The 15,455-nt window shown below is 72.7% G+C and carries 10 protein-coding genes; 4 read left to right on the top strand and 6 right to left on the bottom strand.

What is annotated here, in order from left to right; all coding sequences use genetic code 11:
* The first annotated feature begins 143 nt into the window (after positions 1-143).
* From OG309_RS12720 to pepN, 3 genes are all read left to right on the top strand, one after another.
* Complete coding sequence (locus tag OG309_RS12720; RefSeq protein ID WP_329420640.1) at positions 144-3,464, top strand: S8 family serine peptidase; 3,321 nt, start codon at positions 144-146, stop codon at positions 3,462-3,464.
* A gap of 174 nt (positions 3,465-3,638) precedes the next feature.
* Positions 3,639-4,655 carry an aspartate-semialdehyde dehydrogenase gene (locus tag OG309_RS12725; RefSeq protein ID WP_329420642.1) on the top strand — a complete coding sequence of 339 codons (1,017 nt, stop codon included), beginning with the start codon at positions 3,639-3,641 and terminating at the stop codon, positions 4,653-4,655.
* A 164-nt stretch (positions 4,656-4,819) separates the two neighbouring features.
* Entirely contained in the window at positions 4,820-7,396 is a 2,577-nt protein-coding gene (gene pepN / locus OG309_RS12730) for an aminopeptidase N (protein WP_329420643.1), read from the top strand.
* A gap of 68 nt (positions 7,397-7,464) precedes the next feature.
* Here the strand turns inward: pepN and OG309_RS12735 are convergent, their stop codons facing one another.
* From OG309_RS12735 to OG309_RS12750, 4 genes are all read right to left on the bottom strand, one after another.
* The gene (locus OG309_RS12735; RefSeq protein ID WP_329420644.1) at positions 7,465-9,174 is read right to left on the bottom strand and encodes an FG-GAP-like repeat-containing protein; all 1,710 of its coding nucleotides are present in this window, start codon (positions 9,172-9,174) and stop codon (positions 7,465-7,467) included.
* 253 nt (positions 9,175-9,427) lie between these two features.
* Positions 9,428-10,351, bottom strand: a complete 924-nt coding sequence (locus OG309_RS12740) for a LysR substrate-binding domain-containing protein (protein ID WP_329420645.1) — start codon at positions 10,349-10,351, stop codon at positions 9,428-9,430.
* 9 nt (positions 10,352-10,360) lie between these two features.
* Complete coding sequence (locus OG309_RS12745) at positions 10,361-11,401, bottom strand: DMT family transporter (RefSeq protein WP_329420646.1); 1,041 nt, start codon at positions 11,399-11,401, stop codon at positions 10,361-10,363.
* Between the two features lie 5 nt (positions 11,402-11,406).
* Positions 11,407-12,381 (bottom strand): EamA family transporter, encoded by a 975-nt coding sequence (locus OG309_RS12750; RefSeq protein WP_329420647.1) that lies wholly within the window; start codon positions 12,379-12,381, stop codon positions 11,407-11,409.
* Positions 12,382-12,507: 126 nt separating this feature from the next.
* Between OG309_RS12750 and OG309_RS12755 the strand changes: the two genes are divergently transcribed.
* A complete protein-coding gene (locus OG309_RS12755; RefSeq protein WP_329420648.1) occupies positions 12,508-13,029 on the top strand; it encodes a MarR family winged helix-turn-helix transcriptional regulator in 522 nt (173 codons plus the stop codon).
* 65 nt (positions 13,030-13,094) lie between these two features.
* Here OG309_RS12755 and OG309_RS12760 read toward each other — a convergent pair whose 3' ends face one another.
* Both OG309_RS12760 and malQ read right to left on the bottom strand, forming a co-directional pair.
* Complete coding sequence (locus OG309_RS12760; RefSeq protein ID WP_329420649.1) at positions 13,095-13,325, bottom strand: hypothetical protein; 231 nt, start codon at positions 13,323-13,325, stop codon at positions 13,095-13,097.
* Positions 13,326-13,345: 20 nt separating this feature from the next.
* Positions 13,346-15,454 (bottom strand): 4-alpha-glucanotransferase, encoded by a 2,109-nt coding sequence (gene malQ / locus OG309_RS12765; protein WP_329420651.1) that lies wholly within the window; start codon positions 15,452-15,454, stop codon positions 13,346-13,348.
* Between the last annotated feature and the right edge of the window lies 1 nt (position 15,455).

Genomic DNA, 15,455 nt, shown 5'->3' on the forward strand with positions numbered 1-15,455 from the left:
CGCATCTTCCGCAGTGGCGGATGTGTGCCACGCGCGCATTCCGCCACCCGGTAACTCTCCCCAAACCCCTGTCATTTGCGAAAGGCTGAGCGGTCATCCGGTACCGGAATCCGGACCCTCTTCTTTCACAAACAGGGATGTAGATGACCACCCCCGAAACGCAGAGCTCCATACCCGGGCGCTCCACCTCCGGGACCAGACGCGCGGCCCGCATCGCGGCCGCCGCCGGCCTCGTGACCGCGCTCGTCGCGGCCGGTGCCGCCCCGGTCCTGGCCGCCGACGACCCGGCGGCCGGCACCTCCCCGGTGAAGACCGCCGGGCCCGCCGACAAGCTGGGCGCCACCGACGCCCAGCGCCTCTCCGAGGCCGAGGCCTCCGGCCAGGCCAACGTCACCGTCCTCGTCGCCACCGCCCCGGGCGCCACCGAGCAGGTCGCGGACCAGCTCGACGCCGTCCCCGGCGCCTCCGTCGGCAAGCAGGACGACAAGCTGGGCTACGTCCGCGCCACCCTGCCGACCGGCAAGGCCGACGCCGCGATCAAGGCCGCCACCAAGCTGTCCTCCGTCCAGTCGGTGGACCTCCAGGCGGAGATCAAGCAGGACGACCCGACCCCGGACGCGGGCACCACGGGCGCCGTCGACGGCACCACCGTCACGCGCACCTACCCGGCCCCCGGCAAGAGCACCCCGGCGAAGAACCCGTACAACCCGTCCCACGAGACCGGTGCGGTGGACTTCGTCAAGGAGCACCCGAAGGCCGACGGCCGCGGCGTGACCATCGGCATCCTCGACTCCGGTGTCGACCTCGGCCACCCGGCCCTGCAGAAGACCACCACCGGCGAGCGCAAGATCGTCGACTGGGTCACCGCCACCGACCCGCTCACCGAGAGCGACGGCACCTGGCGCGCCCAGATCACCCCGGTCACGGGCGCCGCGTTCACCGCCGGCGGCCAGAGCTGGAAGGCCCCCGAGGGCTCGTACCAGTGGAGCCGCTTCAGCGAGTCGGTCACCGCGGGCGGCGACCCCAAGGGCGACATCAACCGGGACGGCGACACCACCGACCGCTTCGGTCTGCTGTACGACCCGGTCGCCGGCACCGTGCGCGTGGACACCGACCAGGACGGTGACTTCACGAACAACGAGCCGATGAAGCCGTACAAGGACGGCTACCAGGTCGGCTACTTCGGTACCGACGACCCGGCCACCGAGGTCGTCGAGAAGACCCCGTTCGTCGTGCAGATCCGCAAGGACGTGCCGATGGACCCGCTGGGCGGCACCTGGGTCGGCAAGAAGGCCGACTTCGTCAACGTCGGTCTCGTCGAGTCCTCGCACGGCACCCACGTCGCCGGCATCACCGCCGCCAACGGCCTCTTCGGCGGCCGGATGAACGGCGCCGCCCCCGGCGCGAAGATCGTCTCCGCCCGTGCCTGCACCTGGACCGGCGGCTGCACCAACACCGCGCTGACCGAGGGCATGATCGACCTCGTCGCCAACCGCGGCGTCGACATCGTCAACATGTCGATCGGCGGCCTGCCGCTGCAGAACGACGGCGACAACGTCCGCGCCCGCCTCTACACGCGTCTCATCGACACGTACGGCGTGCAGCTGGTCATCTCGGCCGGCAACGAGGGCCCCGGCATCAACACGATCGGCGACCCCGGCCTGGCCGACAAGGTCCTGTCGGTCGGCGCGGCCGTCTCCAAGGAGACCTGGGCCGCCAACTACGGCTCCGCCGTCGAGAAGAAGTACGCCATGTTCCCCTTCTCCTCGCGCGGCCCGCGTGAGGACGGCGGCTTCACCCCGACCATCACCGCCCCCGGCTCGGCCGTGAACACCATCCCGACCTGGCAGCCCGGCGCGGGCGTCGCCGAGTCCGGCTACGCGCTGCCCGCCGGCTACGGCATGCTCAACGGCACCTCGATGTCCTCGCCGCAGGCGGCGGGCGCGAGCGCGCTGCTGATCTCCGCGGCCAAGCAGAAGCACATCGCGCTCTCCCCGCTCACCCTGCGCACCGCGCTCACCTCGACCGCGAAGCGGATCCCGGGTGTCGCGGCCCACGAGCAGGGCGCCGGCCTCATCGACATCGAGGACGCCTGGGAGTCGATCAAGGACGGTGCCACCGCCCACGACTACAAGGTCGAGGCCCCGGTCGACACCGCGATCTTCCCGGCCCCGCACACCGGCACCGGTGTGTACGACCGCCAGGGCGGCCTCAAGGTCGGCCAGAAGAAGGTCTACGACGTCACCATCACGCGCACGAGCGGCCCGGACCGGCCGATCGAGCACGAGCTGGACCTGAAGTACGACGACGGCACCTTCCGCATCCTCGGCGACGACGAGATCGACCTGCCGCTGAACAAGCCGGTCACCGTCAGGCTGCAGGCCCGTCCGACCTCCGCCGGCGTGCACAGCGTCATCCTGGAGGCCGACGACGAGCGCACCGAGGGCGTCGACAAGCAGATCCTCGCCACCTCGATCGTCTCCGCCGACCTGGTCGGCCCGGGCTACGGCTTCTCCGCCACGAGCACGACGCAGCGCAACAGCAGCAAGTCGTACTTCGTGACCGTGCCGAAGGGCGCCAAGACCCTCGAGGTCTCCCTGAGCGGGCTGAAGGAGAAGAGCCAGACCCGGTTCATCACCCAGCACCCGTACGGCGTCGCCCTCGAGGACAACGCGACGAACCAGTGCTACCCGCACTACAACCCGGACAACACCTGCCGTCCGGACCTGCGCTCCTACGCCAACCCGCTCCCGGGCGTGTGGGAGATCATCGTCGAGTCCCGCCGTACGTCGCCGGACCTGGACAACCCGTTCAAGCTGAACGTCACGGTGCTCGGCGCCTCCTTCGACCCGGCCGTCCAGACGGTCCCCGAGGCGAAGGTCGGCACCCCCGCCGCCGTGCAGTGGAAGGTCTCGAACGAGTTCGCGGCCCTCGACGGACGCCTGAAGGGCGGCTCGCTCGGCTCGCAGAAGTCCGAGAAGGCGACCATCCAGCACCACGAGCAGCAGATCAAGACCGTCACCATCGGTGAGGGCGTCGAGCGCCTCGACATCGCCATCGGCAACACCTCCGACCTGTCGGCCGACCTCGACCTCACGGTCAAGCTGGGCGACACCCAGGTCGGCCAGTCCGCCGACGGCGACTCCGAGGAGTCCGTCAGCCTGGTCAAGCCCGCCCCCGGCACCTACACCGTCATCATCGACGGCTACTCGGTGCAGGCGGCCGGCGGCACCAGCTACGACTACGAGGACGTGTACTACTCGTCCGCGCTCGGCTCCGTGAAGGTCGACGAGTCGAAGCCGGTCCAGCTGGCCAACGGCGCGTCCGCCCAGGTCGCCGCCGAGGTCGTGGTCAACGCCGCGGCTCCCGAGGGCCGCCGGTTCTTCGGCGAGGTCCAGCTGCTGAACGCCCGCGGCACCGCCGCCGGCACCGGCAGCGTGGTGATCGGGAACGTCGTCCCGTAACACCGCGTGAACAAGGAGGGGCGGGCGCCCGGAACCGGCGCCCGCCCCTTCGCCGTCCTCCGATCCGTCCGCGGTCCGTCCCGACCCTTGGACAATGGATTGGACAAGGCGGGCCCGGGCACCCGCATCATGGAACCGGCAGCGCACCCTGCACAGATGTATGGAGGAGTCCCCGTGAAGGTCGGAATCGTCGGAGCCACCGGTCAGGTCGGCACAGTCATGCGCAGGATCCTGGCCGAGCGCAACTTCCCGCTCGACGAGCTGCGACTCTTCGCCTCCGCCCGCTCCGCCGGCACCGTCCTGGACGGTGTCACCGTCGAGGACGCCGCCACGGCCGACTACACCGGCCTGGACATCGTGCTCTTCTCCGCGGGCGGCGCCACCTCCAAGGCCCTCGCCGAGAAGGTCGCCTCCCAGGGCGCCGTCGTGATCGACAACTCCTCCGCCTGGCGCAAGGACCCCGAGGTCCCGCTGGTCGTGTCCGAGGTCAACCCGCACGCGATCAAGGACCGCCCCAAGGGCATCATCGCCAACCCGAACTGCACCACGATGGCCGCCATGCCGGTCCTCAAGCCGCTCCACCAGGAGGCCGGCCTGGTCGCGCTGGTCGCCACCACCTACCAGGCCGTGTCCGGCTCCGGCGTGGCCGGTGTCGCCGAGCTGGACGGCCAGGTCAAGGCCGTCGCCGAGGGTGCCGCCGCGCTGACCCACGACGGCGGGGCCGTCGCCTTCCCCGAGCCGGGCGTCTACAAGCGTCCGATCGCCTTCAACGTGCTGCCGCTGGCCGGCGCCCTCGTCGACGACGGCTCCTTCGAGACCGACGAGGAGCAGAAGCTCCGCAACGAGTCCCGCAAGATCCTGGAGATCCCGGAGCTCAAGGTCTCCGGCACCTGCGTGCGCGTCCCGGTCTTCTCCGGCCACTCGCTCCAGGTCAACGTCCGCTTCGAGCGCCCGATCAGCGTCGAGCGCGCCTACGCGCTGCTCGAGGACGCCGAGGGCGTCGAGCTCTCCGAGATCCCCACCCCGCTCCAGGCCGCCGGCAAGGACGCCTCCTTCGTCGGCCGCATCCGCGTCGACGAGACCGTCGACCACGGCCTCGCGCTCTTCGTCTCCAACGACAACCTGCGCAAGGGCGCCGCCCTGAACGCGGTGCAGATCGCGGAGCTGGTCGCGGCCGAGCTCAAGGGCTGAGACCGGGGACGTCGCCAGGGCGAAAACCTGACGAACACTGACGAAGGGCGGCCATCCGTGGGATGGCCGCCCTTCGCTTGTTCGCCCTGGGAAATGTGCGGTGCGCCGCCGACACACCCCGTGGAAGGATGGCCCAAACGTCACGAAACCGAGGAGTTGACCGGGTGCCTGGCACAAACCTGACCCGTGAAGAGGCGGCGCAGCGGGCGAAGCTGCTGTCCGTGGACGCGTATGAGGTCGACCTCGACCTCACCGGTGCGCAGGAGGGCGGCACCTACCGGTCCGTCACCACCGTCCGCTTCGATTCCGCCGAGGCCGGGGCCGAGACCTTCATCGATCTCGTCGCCCCCGCCGTCCACGAGGTCGTGCTCAACGGGCACGCCCTCGACGTCGCAGCCGTCTTCCGGGACTCCCGGATCGCGCTCCCCCACCTCGCACAGGGGCGCAACGAGCTGAAGGTCGTCGCCGACTGCGCGTACACCAACACCGGTGAGGGCCTGCACCGGTTCGTCGACCCCGTCGACGGCCAGGCCTACCTCTACACGCAGTTCGAGGTGCCGGACGCCCGCCGCGTCTTCGCCTCGTTCGAGCAGCCCGACCTCAAGGCGACCTTCCAGTTCACGGTGAAGGCCCCCTCCGGCTGGTCGGTCATCTCCAACTCCCCCACGCCGGAGCCCAAGGACGACGTGTGGGTGTTCGAGCCGACCCCGCGCATCTCCACGTACATCACCGCGCTGATCGTCGGCCCGTACCACTCGGTGCACTCCTCGTACGAGGGTCCCGACGGCCAGGTCGTGCCGCTGGGCATCTACTGCCGCCCGTCGCTCGCGGAGTTCCTCGACGCGGACCACATCTTCGACGTGACCCGCCAGGGCTTCGGCTGGTTCCAGGAGAAGTTCGCGTACGACTACCCGTTCGCCAAGTACGACCAGCTGTTCGTGCCGGAGTTCAACGCGGGCGCGATGGAGAACGCGGGCGCGGTCACCATCCGCGACCAGTACGTCTTCCGCTCGAAGGTCACGGACGCCGCGTACGAGCGTCGCGCCGAGACCATCCTGCACGAGCTCGCCCACATGTGGTTCGGCGACCTCGTCACCATGGAGTGGTGGAACGACCTGTGGCTGAACGAGTCGTTCGCCACCTACACCTCGGTCGCCTGCCAGGCCTCCGTCGAGGGCACCCGCTGGCCCAACGCCTGGACCACCTTCGCCAACGCGGAGAAGACCTGGGCCTACCGCCAGGACCAGCTGCCGTCGACGCACCCGATCATGGCGGACATCAACGACCTGGAGGACGTGCTCGTCAACTTCGACGGGATCACGTACGCCAAGGGCGCCTCCGTCCTGAAGCAGCTCGTCGCCTACGTCGGCCAGGACGAGTTCTTCAAGGGCGTGCAGGCCTACTTCAAGGCCCACGCCTTCGGCAACACGCGCCTGACGGACCTGCTGGGCGCCCTGGAGGAGACCTCCGGCCGTGACCTGAAGGCCTGGTCGAAGGCGTGGCTGGAGACCGCCGGCATCAACGTGCTGCGGCCCGAGATCGAGACCGACGAGAACGGCTCCATCACCTCCTTCGCCGTCCGCCAGACCGCCCCGGCGCTGCCGGCCGGCGCCAAGGGCGAGGCCGTCCTGCGCCCGCACCGGATCGCCATCGGCTTCTACGACCTGGACGCGGCCGGCAAGCTGGTCCGCACCGAGCGGGTCGAGCTGGACATCGAGGCGGCCGAGCTGACCGCCGTGCCGCAGCTCGTCGGCAAGAGCCGTCCGTCGGTCGTGCTGCTCAACGACGACGACCTGTCGTACGCCAAGGTCCGCCTCGACGAGGTGTCCCTCAAGAACGTCACCGCGCACCTGGGCGACTTCACCGAGTCCCTGCCGCGGGCGCTGTGCTGGGCCTCGGCCTGGGACATGACCCGCGACGGCGAGCTGGCCACCCGCGACTACCTGGACCTGGTGCTCTCGGGCATCGCCAAGGAGACCGACATCGGCGTGGTCCAGTCGCTCCAGGGCCAGGTCAAGGCGGCCCTGGACCTGTACGCGGCGCCGGAGTGGCGCGCCGAGGGCCTGTCCCGCTGGGGCGCCTTCGCGCAGGAGCAGCTGCGGGCCGCGGCGCCGGGCAGCGACCACCAGCTGGCCTGGGCGCGGGCCTTCGCGGCCACCGCCCGCGAGGACGCCGAGCTCGACGTGCTCGCCGGTCTGCTCGCGGGTGACGTGACGATCGACGGTCTCGCCGTCGACACCGAGCTGCGCTGGGCGTTCGTGCAGCGGCTCGCGGCGACCGGCCGGTTCGACGAGCCGGAGATCGCGGCGGAGCTGGAGCGCGACCGGACCGCCGCGGGCGAGCGCCACGCGGCGACGGCCCGCGCGGCCCGTCCGACCCAGGCGGCGAAGGCCGAGGCGTGGGCCCAGGTCGTCGAGTCCGACACCCTGGCGAACGCGGTGCAGGAGGCCGTGATCGGCGGCTTCGTGCAGGCCGACCAGCGCGAGCTGATCGCCCCGTACACGGCGAAGTACTTCGCCGCGATCAAGGGCGTCTCGGAGACGCGCAGCCACGAGATCGTGCAGCAGATCGTGGTCGGTCTCTACCCGTCGCTCCAGGTCTCGCAGGCCACCCTGGACGCCACGGACGCGTGGATCGCCGCCAACGACCCGGCGCCGGCGCTCCGCCGCATGGTGACGGAGTCCCGCGCGGGCGTCGAGCGGGCGCTGAAGGCGCAGGCGGCGGACGCGGCCGCCGCCTGACGGCTGACCTGACGCACGAGGGGCCCCGGACCGGTCACGGTCCGGGGCCCCTCGCCGTGCCGGGCGGGTCAGCTCAGGGCGGTGAGCCACTGCCAGCCGCCGGTGCCGACGGTCGTCGGCGTGCCGAGGCCGGTGGCGGTGCCCGGGAGGAACTCCAGGTTCTCGGCCGTGCCGGCGGTACGGGTGGTCCACAGGTCCGGCAGTCCGTCGCCGTCCAGGTCGCCGGCCGAGACGGCGAGCCGCCGGTCGGCGACGGGCAGCGGGCCGCCGGTCATCGGGGCCGGGTCGGCGGCGAGCAGTGCCGCGCCCTGGCTCACGTGCCGCCTGATCTCGCCGGTGGCGCGGTCGCGGCTCCAGACGTCGGCCTTGCCGTCGCCGGTGACGTCGCCGGGCAGGATCACGTCGTAGCCGGCCCATTCGGGGCCGCCGATCTTGACGGCGGCCCGGGGGGCGAAGGTCGGCTTCCCGTCGACGGCCTGGCCGCCGCGGTGCAGCCAGAGGCCGGTGGTGCTGCGGGCGAGGACGTCGGCCAGGCCGTCGCCGTCCACGTCGCCGGCGGCCAGCGGGAGGACGGCGGCGTTGGACCAGCCGGTGGGGCGGCCGCCCATGGGCATGCGGGCGCCGAGCTCTCCGTTGCCGGTGTTCGGGTAGACCCACAGCTCGTCGCCGATGCGGGCGACGACGTCCTCGCGGCCGTCGCCGGTCCAGTCGCCCCGGTGGCTGACGGCGGCGCCGGCCCAGCCGGTGCCCGTCTGGCGCATGCCGGAGACGCCGCCGGTGCCGGTGCCGGGGTAGAGGCGCAGGGCGCCGTCGTCCTTGACGGCGAGGAGGTCGGGGCGCCCGTCGCCGGTGAGGTCGCCGGGCCGGCCCTTGAGGTACGCGGCGGCGCGCAGCAGCTTGTGGTCGGAGAGCGGGGCGGTGCCCTCGGGCTCGGGTTCGAGGGCGTCGGCGCGGACGGTGCCGAAGTCGCGGGCGCTCAGGAAGACGTGGTCGAACTTCTTGCCGGAGGCCACGGTGGGCTCACCCGAGTGGCACGTGGAGGCGCCGCTGTCCTTGCAGGCCTGGGTGAAGAAGTCGTGGTCGTTCTCGTCGGCCTCGACGAACGGGCCGGTGCCGGGCAGGCCCTGGCGGACGGGGTCGAGCATCGGGTCGTACGCCGGATCCGTACCGGCGTTGAAGTCGCCGCCGAAGACCACCGGGGCTCCGGCGGCCCAGGTGTCCGCGTGCGCCAGGGCCTCGGCCGAGCCGTTGTCGGGGGTGATCTTCTGGTCGAGGTGGACGTTGCAGACGAGCGTGGTGCGGCCGTCGATCGGGCCCCGGGCGCAGAGCACCGGGCGGGGCTCGGTGCCGGGGGTGGTCAGGTTGGCCGTGTAGCGGTCGACCGCCGACGCCTTGACGAAGACGCCGAGGCCGAAGCCGTTGTCGGTGCCGCCCCAGTGGCCGCAGCCGTTGGTCTTCGTGGCGAAGCCCCAGACGGCGGTGTAGCCGGCGTCGGCCAGCGCGGTGCGCAGCGAGGTCCACTGGGTGAAGCAGAGTTCCTGGAGCATCAGGGCGTCGGCGTCCCAGGCGAGGGCCTGTTCCTTGACCTTGGCGGTCCAGGTCGGCAGGTCCAGCTTGCTCTGGCAGGTGGACGCACCGCAGACGTTGTACGAGATGACGCGTACCGACGGTGCCGTGGCGGGGTCGACGACGTCCTCGGCGGCGGCCGGCCCCGCGGTCGTGAGGACCGCGGAGGCCAGCAGGAGGAGGGCGGCGAGCGCCCTCTGGAGAAGTCTCATGGGGCGAGAGCCTAATGATCCTTTTCGTGCACCTGACAGGAGGCCCGTCAGCCGGTCAGGCGCGCGTACCGGGCGCGGAGTTCCGCCGCCCCCTGGTCGGTGAGGCTGCCGTGCAGCCGCAGCGGACGATCGCCCCGTCGTGGTCCCTCGGCGAAGAACGCGTCGTCGGCATGCGGGTCCCGGGTCCATCGAATGTTTTCGACGTCGTCGTTCAGCCGATCTGAAAGGTCGGCCGGCTCGCCCCGGCTCCGCCCTAGGGGAAGACCTCGGGCGCCTCCCGCTGCACGGCGGCCTGCCGCAGCGCCGCCAGGACCCGGGCCACGGCCGGCCCCTCCTCCGCCCCGCGGCGCACCGCGGCGACGACGTGGCGGCGCGGCTGGTCGGCGGAGAGCACCCGCATGACGACGCCGGTGCGGCGCTCGGCGGCGGCCATCCGGGGGACCAGGGCCACGCCCATGCCGGCCTCGACCATGGCGAGGATCGCGGTCCAGCCGGCCGCGCTGTGCGCCTGCTCGGGAACGAAGCCGGCCGCCTCGCAGGCCGCGGTGGTGATCTCCGACCAGGGGCCCGAACCGCCGTAGATCCAGGGCTCGGCGGAGAGGTCGGCGAGCCGCAGTCCGGGGGCCTCGGCGAGCGGGTGCCCGGCGGGCAGGGCCAGGTCGAGCGGGTCGGCGAGCAGCGGGACGCGGCTGTACTTGGGGTCGCGGGCGGTGGGCGCGTGGGCGGCGAGCGAGAGGGCCAGGTCGACCTCGCCCGCGGTGAGCAGCTCGTAGGCCTCGGCCGCCTCGGCCTCGCGGACGCGTACGTCGAGCCCGGGGTGGACGGTGCGCAGCGCCTGCACGGCGGGGACGACGAGCGCGGGCACGGCGGTGGAGAAGGCGGCGACCCGGACCCGTCCGGCCTCGCCCCGCAGGTGGGCGTCGAGTTCGGCCTCGGCCCGCTCCAGCTGGGCGAAGACCGCCTCGGCGTGCCGCAGGACCAGGTGCGCGGCGTCGGTGAGGCGGACCCGGCGCCCGTGCGCCTCCAGGAGCTGTACGCCGAGCTGCTTGGACAGGTTGGTGAGCTGCTGGGAGACGGCCGAGGGGGTCATGAGCAGCGCCTCCGCGCTCGCGGTGACGGTGCCGCGGTCGCGGAGGGTGCGGAGGATCTGGAGCTTCTTGATGTCCCACTCGGTCATGGCCGCAACCTACCGGGAGGAACTCAGCGCCACCCCGCCGAGGATGAGCGCCATGCACACGACCCCGACGAGGCCGAGCTGTTCGCCGAGGAGCACGTACGACAGGAGGGCGACGCAGACGGGCTGGAGGTAGTAGACGACGCCCGCGCGGGCCGCGCCGACGAGGGAGATCGCCCGGTTCCAGGCGAAGAAGGCGACGGCGGAGGAGAGGACGCCGACGTAGAGGAGGGGGCCGACGGTCCCGACTCCGGCGGTGAAGCCGCCCTGGACGGCGAGGGAGACCGCGTACGCGGGGGCGAGCATCAGGGCGCCGAGCAGGAAGGTGGTGAAGAGGAAGGCGAGCTGGTCGATCTCGGCGGGCTTGCGCTTGAGCAGGGCGCTGTACGAGGCGAAGGAGAGGGCCGCGGCGAACATCCACAGGTCGCCGGCGGTGAAGTCGACGGCGAGGGAGCCCTTGCCGACGAGCAGGAGCACGCCCAGCGCGGCGACCAGCATGCCGACGACGCGGCGGGCCCCGAGGCGTTCGCCGCCGAGGCGGGCGTAGCCGGCCATGAGCACCGGCGAGGCGGCCATGATCATGCCCATGTTGGAGGCGGAGGTGGTCAGCCCGGCCTGGTGCACCAGGGTGTTGTAGAGGGCGACGCCGAACAGCGAGGCGAGGGCCACGAAGCCGAGGTGCCGGCGGACGACCGCACGCTGCCGCCAGAACGGACGGGCGGCGAACGGCGCGACGGCGGCGAGCGCGATGATCCAGCGCCAGAAGACGGCCTGGACGGGCGGGACGCTGTCGGCCATGTCCCGGGTGGCGACGAAGGAGCCGGACCAGACGACGGTGGCGAGCAGGGCGAGCAGCACACCGAGGCCGGCGCCCTTCGCGAGTCTTCTCGCGGGCGCCGGCCTCTCGGTGCTGCCGTCGGTCGGGGTGGTGCGGGTGGGGAGGTCGGTCTCGGTCGGGCTGTCGGTGGCGGTGGCGGTGGCGGTCGGGCTGTCGGTGGCGGTGGCGGTGGCGGTGGCGGTGGCAGTCGGGTTACGGGCGGTGGTCCGGGTCATGCGCCCTACCGTCGCACCGCCGAACCCTCCAGGTCCATCGAAACTTCCTGACCATTCTTTTCAGCAGAACTGAACGATCCGGCGGCGGGGGCGGGGACCTCGACGGGCTTCTTCGCCGCCTTGGGAGTGCGCGGCCCCATCTGGGCGATCAGGGTGGCGCCGAAGGCGATCGCCATGCCGAGCAGCTGCACCGGGCCGAGCGCCTGGCCGAGCGCGGCCCAGCCGATGACGGCGGCGGTGATCGGCGAGAGCGGGCCGAGGAGGGTGACGGAGGAGGCGCTCAGCCGCTCGATGCCGCGGAACCAGAGGAAGTAGGAGATCGCGGTGTTGCCGAAGGCGAGGTAGGCGTAGCCGGCCAGGTTGGTGCCGGTCAGGGCGGGCGGGGCGCCCTCGATCAGGAAGGCGACGGGCAGGATGATCAGGCCGCCCGCGGAGAGCTGCCAGCCGGTCAGGGCGAGCGCGCCGACACCCTCGGGGCGGCCCCAGCGCTTGGTGAACACGGTGCCCGCGGACATCGAGAGCGCGGAGAGCAGTCCGGCGACGACGCCGATCGTGTCGAGCGCGGCTCCGGCCTTGAGGACCACGAGGCTGACGCCGAAGGCGGCGGCGACGGCGGTGAGCAGCGCCTTCACGGTGGGCTTGTCGCCCAGGAGGAGGGCGGCGAGGCCGACGACGAAGAGCGGGCCGACCGAGCCGACGACGGCGGCCACACCGCCGGGCAGGCGGTAGGCGGCGAGGAAGAGGAGCGGGAAGAAGGCTCCGATGTTCAGGGCGCCGAGCACCGCGGACTTCCACCACCAGGCCCCCTGCGGCAGCTTGCGGGTGAGGGCGAGGAGGACGAGGCCGGCGGGCAGGGCGCGCAGGAGGCCGGTGAGGAGCGGCCGGTCGGGCGGCAGGAACTCCGTGGTCACGAAGTAGGTGGAGCCCCAGGAGATCGGGGCGAGCGCGGTCAGTGCGACGGTTGCGGCCTTGCGGGACATGGCAGGTTCCCCCTGGGGTGGCTGGCAGCTCGCCGGGTGGCTTGCTGGTAATTAACTTACCACTAAGCTACTTACTTGCAAGTGGCTTTCTTGCCATCGAGTCAGCAGAGAGAGGAGACTGGGGCCATGGAGAAGCACACGCCCGCCACCGGACCCGACCACGACGCCGTCGACGCCATCACCGACCAGTGGGCCGCGGTCCGCCCGGACCTGGACACCCTGCCGATGGCCGTCTTCGGGCGGATCTACCGGCTGGCCGGCGCGATGCGCGGCAAGGTGGACAAGGCGTACGCGCCGTACGGGGGGATGTCGCTGGGCGAGTTCGACGTGCTCGCGACGCTGCGGCGTTCCGGGGAGCCGTACACCCTCTCACCGCGTCAGCTGACCGCCACGCTGATGATCACGACCGGTGGGATGACGGGCCGTCTGGACAAGCTGGAGCGGGCCGGACTGATCACCCGCAGCCCCGACCCGAACGACCGGCGCGGGCTGCGGGTCACCCTCACCGAGGAGGGCCGCACCCTCGTGGACCAGGCCGTCGGCGCCGGGCTCGCCCAGCAGACCGCGGCCCTGGAGGCGGCGCTCACCCCGGAGGAGTCGGAGCAGCTCTCGGCGCTCCTGCGCAGGCTGCTCGCCACGACGGTCTGAAACAGGCGAGGGCGCCGCGCGGTAGCTCGTACCGTGCGACGCCCTCGTGAAGGAACGAGTGGGGCTTACGCCTTCTTCCGCGACTTGTCGAGCACGGCCACCAGGCCGATGATCACCAGGAAGAGCACCAGCGGTGCGGCGACAAACAGGCCGAGGGTCTCGGCGACACTCAGCTTGGGGGCCGGGTCGTCACCGTCGTCGCGGGTGAGCGCGAGCGCGGGGGACGACATGAGCAGCATCATCAGCGTCGTACCGGCCGCGACAGCACCGGCGCGCAGGGCGTTCTTCTTGTCCACGGTGCAAAAGTAGCGAACACCTAAACGGACCGCGCGCCCGGGGGTGCCGTACGGGCTCCGACCTCCTCCGCCAGCACCCGGAACAGGTCGTGCGCGCGCGGCGAGGCGGCCAGGTCCTCCAGGGTCACCGGCTGCCCGTCGGGACCCGCGACCGGCAGCCGCCAGTTGGGGTACTGGTCCCAGGTCCCGGGCAGGTTCTGCGGCCGCCGGTCCCCCACCGCGTCCGGCAGCCACACCCCGACCATCCGCGCCGGGGTGGCGGCCAGGAACCGGTGGAAGGCCCTGGCCTCCGCCGCCTCGTCGCCCGGGCCCTCCGGCAGCATCCCGAGCCGCTGGAGCAGCCCCAGCCACTCCGCGGTCTCGGCCGCGTCCCTGGTCCGCTCGCGCCCCAGGTCGCCGGTGAGCAGCCCGAGCCGGTGGCGCAGCGTCACATGGGCGCCGGAGAGCCGGGCGGCGGTGGAGGGCAGGTCGTGGGTGGTGGCGGTGGCCACGCAGTCGGCCCGCCAGGCCTCCGGGGGCAGCGGGCGGCCGGTGCCGGCCCAGTCCCGTTCGAACCAGAGCACGGAGGTGCCGAGCACCCCGCGCCGGGCGAGGGCCTCCCGCACCCCCGGCTCGACCGTGCCGAGGTCCTCGCCGATGACCGAGGCCCCGGCCCGGTGGGCCTCCAGGACGAGGACGGCGAGCATGGCCTCGGCGTCGTGGCGGACGTACGTCCCCTCGGTCGGCTCGCCGCCCTCGGGCACCCACCAGAGCCGGAACAGCCCCATGACGTGGTCGATCCGCAGCGCGCCCGCGTGCCGCAGCAGTTCGCGCAGCAGACCGCGGTACGGGGCGTAGCCCTCGGCGGCGAGCGCGTCGGGGCGCCAGGGCGGCAGGCCCCAGTCCTGGCCGCGCGCGTTGAAGGCGTCGGGCGGGGCGCCCACCGACATGCCGGCGGCGAAGACGTGCTGCTGGGCCCAGGCGTCGGAGCCGTCCGGGTGGACGCCGACGGCCAGGTCGTGGACGATCCCGACCGCCATCCCGGCCCGCCGGGCCGTGTGCGAGGCGGCGGCGAGCTGGCCGTCCGTCAGCCAGGCGAGCCGGCAGTGGAAGTCGACCCGGGCGGTGAGCTCGGCGTCGGCCCGCACCACCGCCTCGGCCGTCCGCGGGTCGCGCAGCTCCTCGGGCCAGCGGCGCCAGTGGTGCCCGTGGCGTTCGGCGAGCGCCTGGTAGGTGGCGTGGTCCTCCAGGGCGCGCCCCCGCTCGGCGAGGAAGTCGCGGTAGGCGGCGCGGCGGCCGGGGCCGAGCTCCACGGTGTGGATCAGCTCCAGGGCCCGCCGCTTGGCCTCCCACACGGCGTCCCGGTCGATCAGGGCGCCCTTGCCGAGCACCCGTTCGCGCAGCTCGGCCGCGTCGGCGAGGACCCGGTCGAGCTCCTCGCGGCGGGCCGGGTCGACATGGGCGTACTCCGGGACGTCCTCGATCCGCAGGTGCACCGGGTCGGGGAAGCGGCGGGAGGAGGGGCGGTACGGGGAGGGGTCGGTGGGCGCCCCGGGCACGGCCGCGTGCAGCGGGTTGACCTGGACGAACCCGGCGCCGTGCGTCCGGCCCGCCCAGTCGGCGAGCTCGCGCAGGTCGCCGAGGTCGCCCATGCCCCAGGAGCGGGTGGAGAGCAGCGAGTAGAGCTGGACGAGCAGTCCGTGGGCCCGTGCTTCGGGCCCCGGCGCGTACGCCGGCGCGACGATCAGGGTGCCGGTGCAGCGGCGTCCGTCGGGGGCGTCGGCGGCGAGCCGGTGCACGCCGAGCGGGAGGCCGGTCCAGTCGGGTCCCTTGCCGGCGGCGGCACTGGCCCCGGTGACGGTGGTGCCGTCCTCGGTGGTCACGGTCAGGCGGGTGCCGGGCGGCAGGCCGAGGGCCGGGCGCGGCGGCCCGTCCCGCCAGTGGACGACCGTGGGCGGCAGGAGCCGCGTGCGGGCGGCCCGTTCCGCCGCGTCGAGCGCGGTGGCGACCGCCTCGGGCGTGGACGCGTCGACGTCCAGGGCGCGCAGGACGGCCACCACCGTGGCCTCGGGCACGGTGACCGTGACGCCTTCGGAGGGGGCGTACTCGGTCGCGACGCCGTGCAGGGTGGCGAGACGGGCCAGGGTCACT

Origin of the sequence: Streptomyces sp. NBC_01268 (genome assembly GCF_036240795.1) — a bacterium.
GTDB lineage: Bacteria > Actinomycetota > Actinomycetes > Streptomycetales > Streptomycetaceae > Streptomyces.

Excerpts from the sequence above, each read along its gene's own strand:
- OG309_RS12750 (WP_329420647.1), bottom strand. The coding sequence starts at position 12,381 with ATGTCCCGCAAGGCCGCAACCGTCGCACTGACCGCGCTCGCCCCGATC.
- OG309_RS12740 (WP_329420645.1), bottom strand. The coding sequence starts at position 10,351 with ATGACCGAGTGGGACATCAAGAAGCTCCAGATCCTCCGCACCCTCCGC.
- OG309_RS12720 (WP_329420640.1), top strand. The coding sequence starts at position 144 with ATGACCACCCCCGAAACGCAGAGCTCCATACCCGGGCGCTCCACCTCC.
- OG309_RS12755 (WP_329420648.1), top strand. The coding sequence starts at position 12,508 with ATGGAGAAGCACACGCCCGCCACCGGACCCGACCACGACGCCGTCGAC.
- OG309_RS12735 (WP_329420644.1), bottom strand. The coding sequence starts at position 9,174 with ATGAGACTTCTCCAGAGGGCGCTCGCCGCCCTCCTCCTGCTGGCCTCC.
- OG309_RS12745 (WP_329420646.1), bottom strand. The coding sequence starts at position 11,401 with ATGACCCGGACCACCGCCCGTAACCCGACTGCCACCGCCACCGCCACC.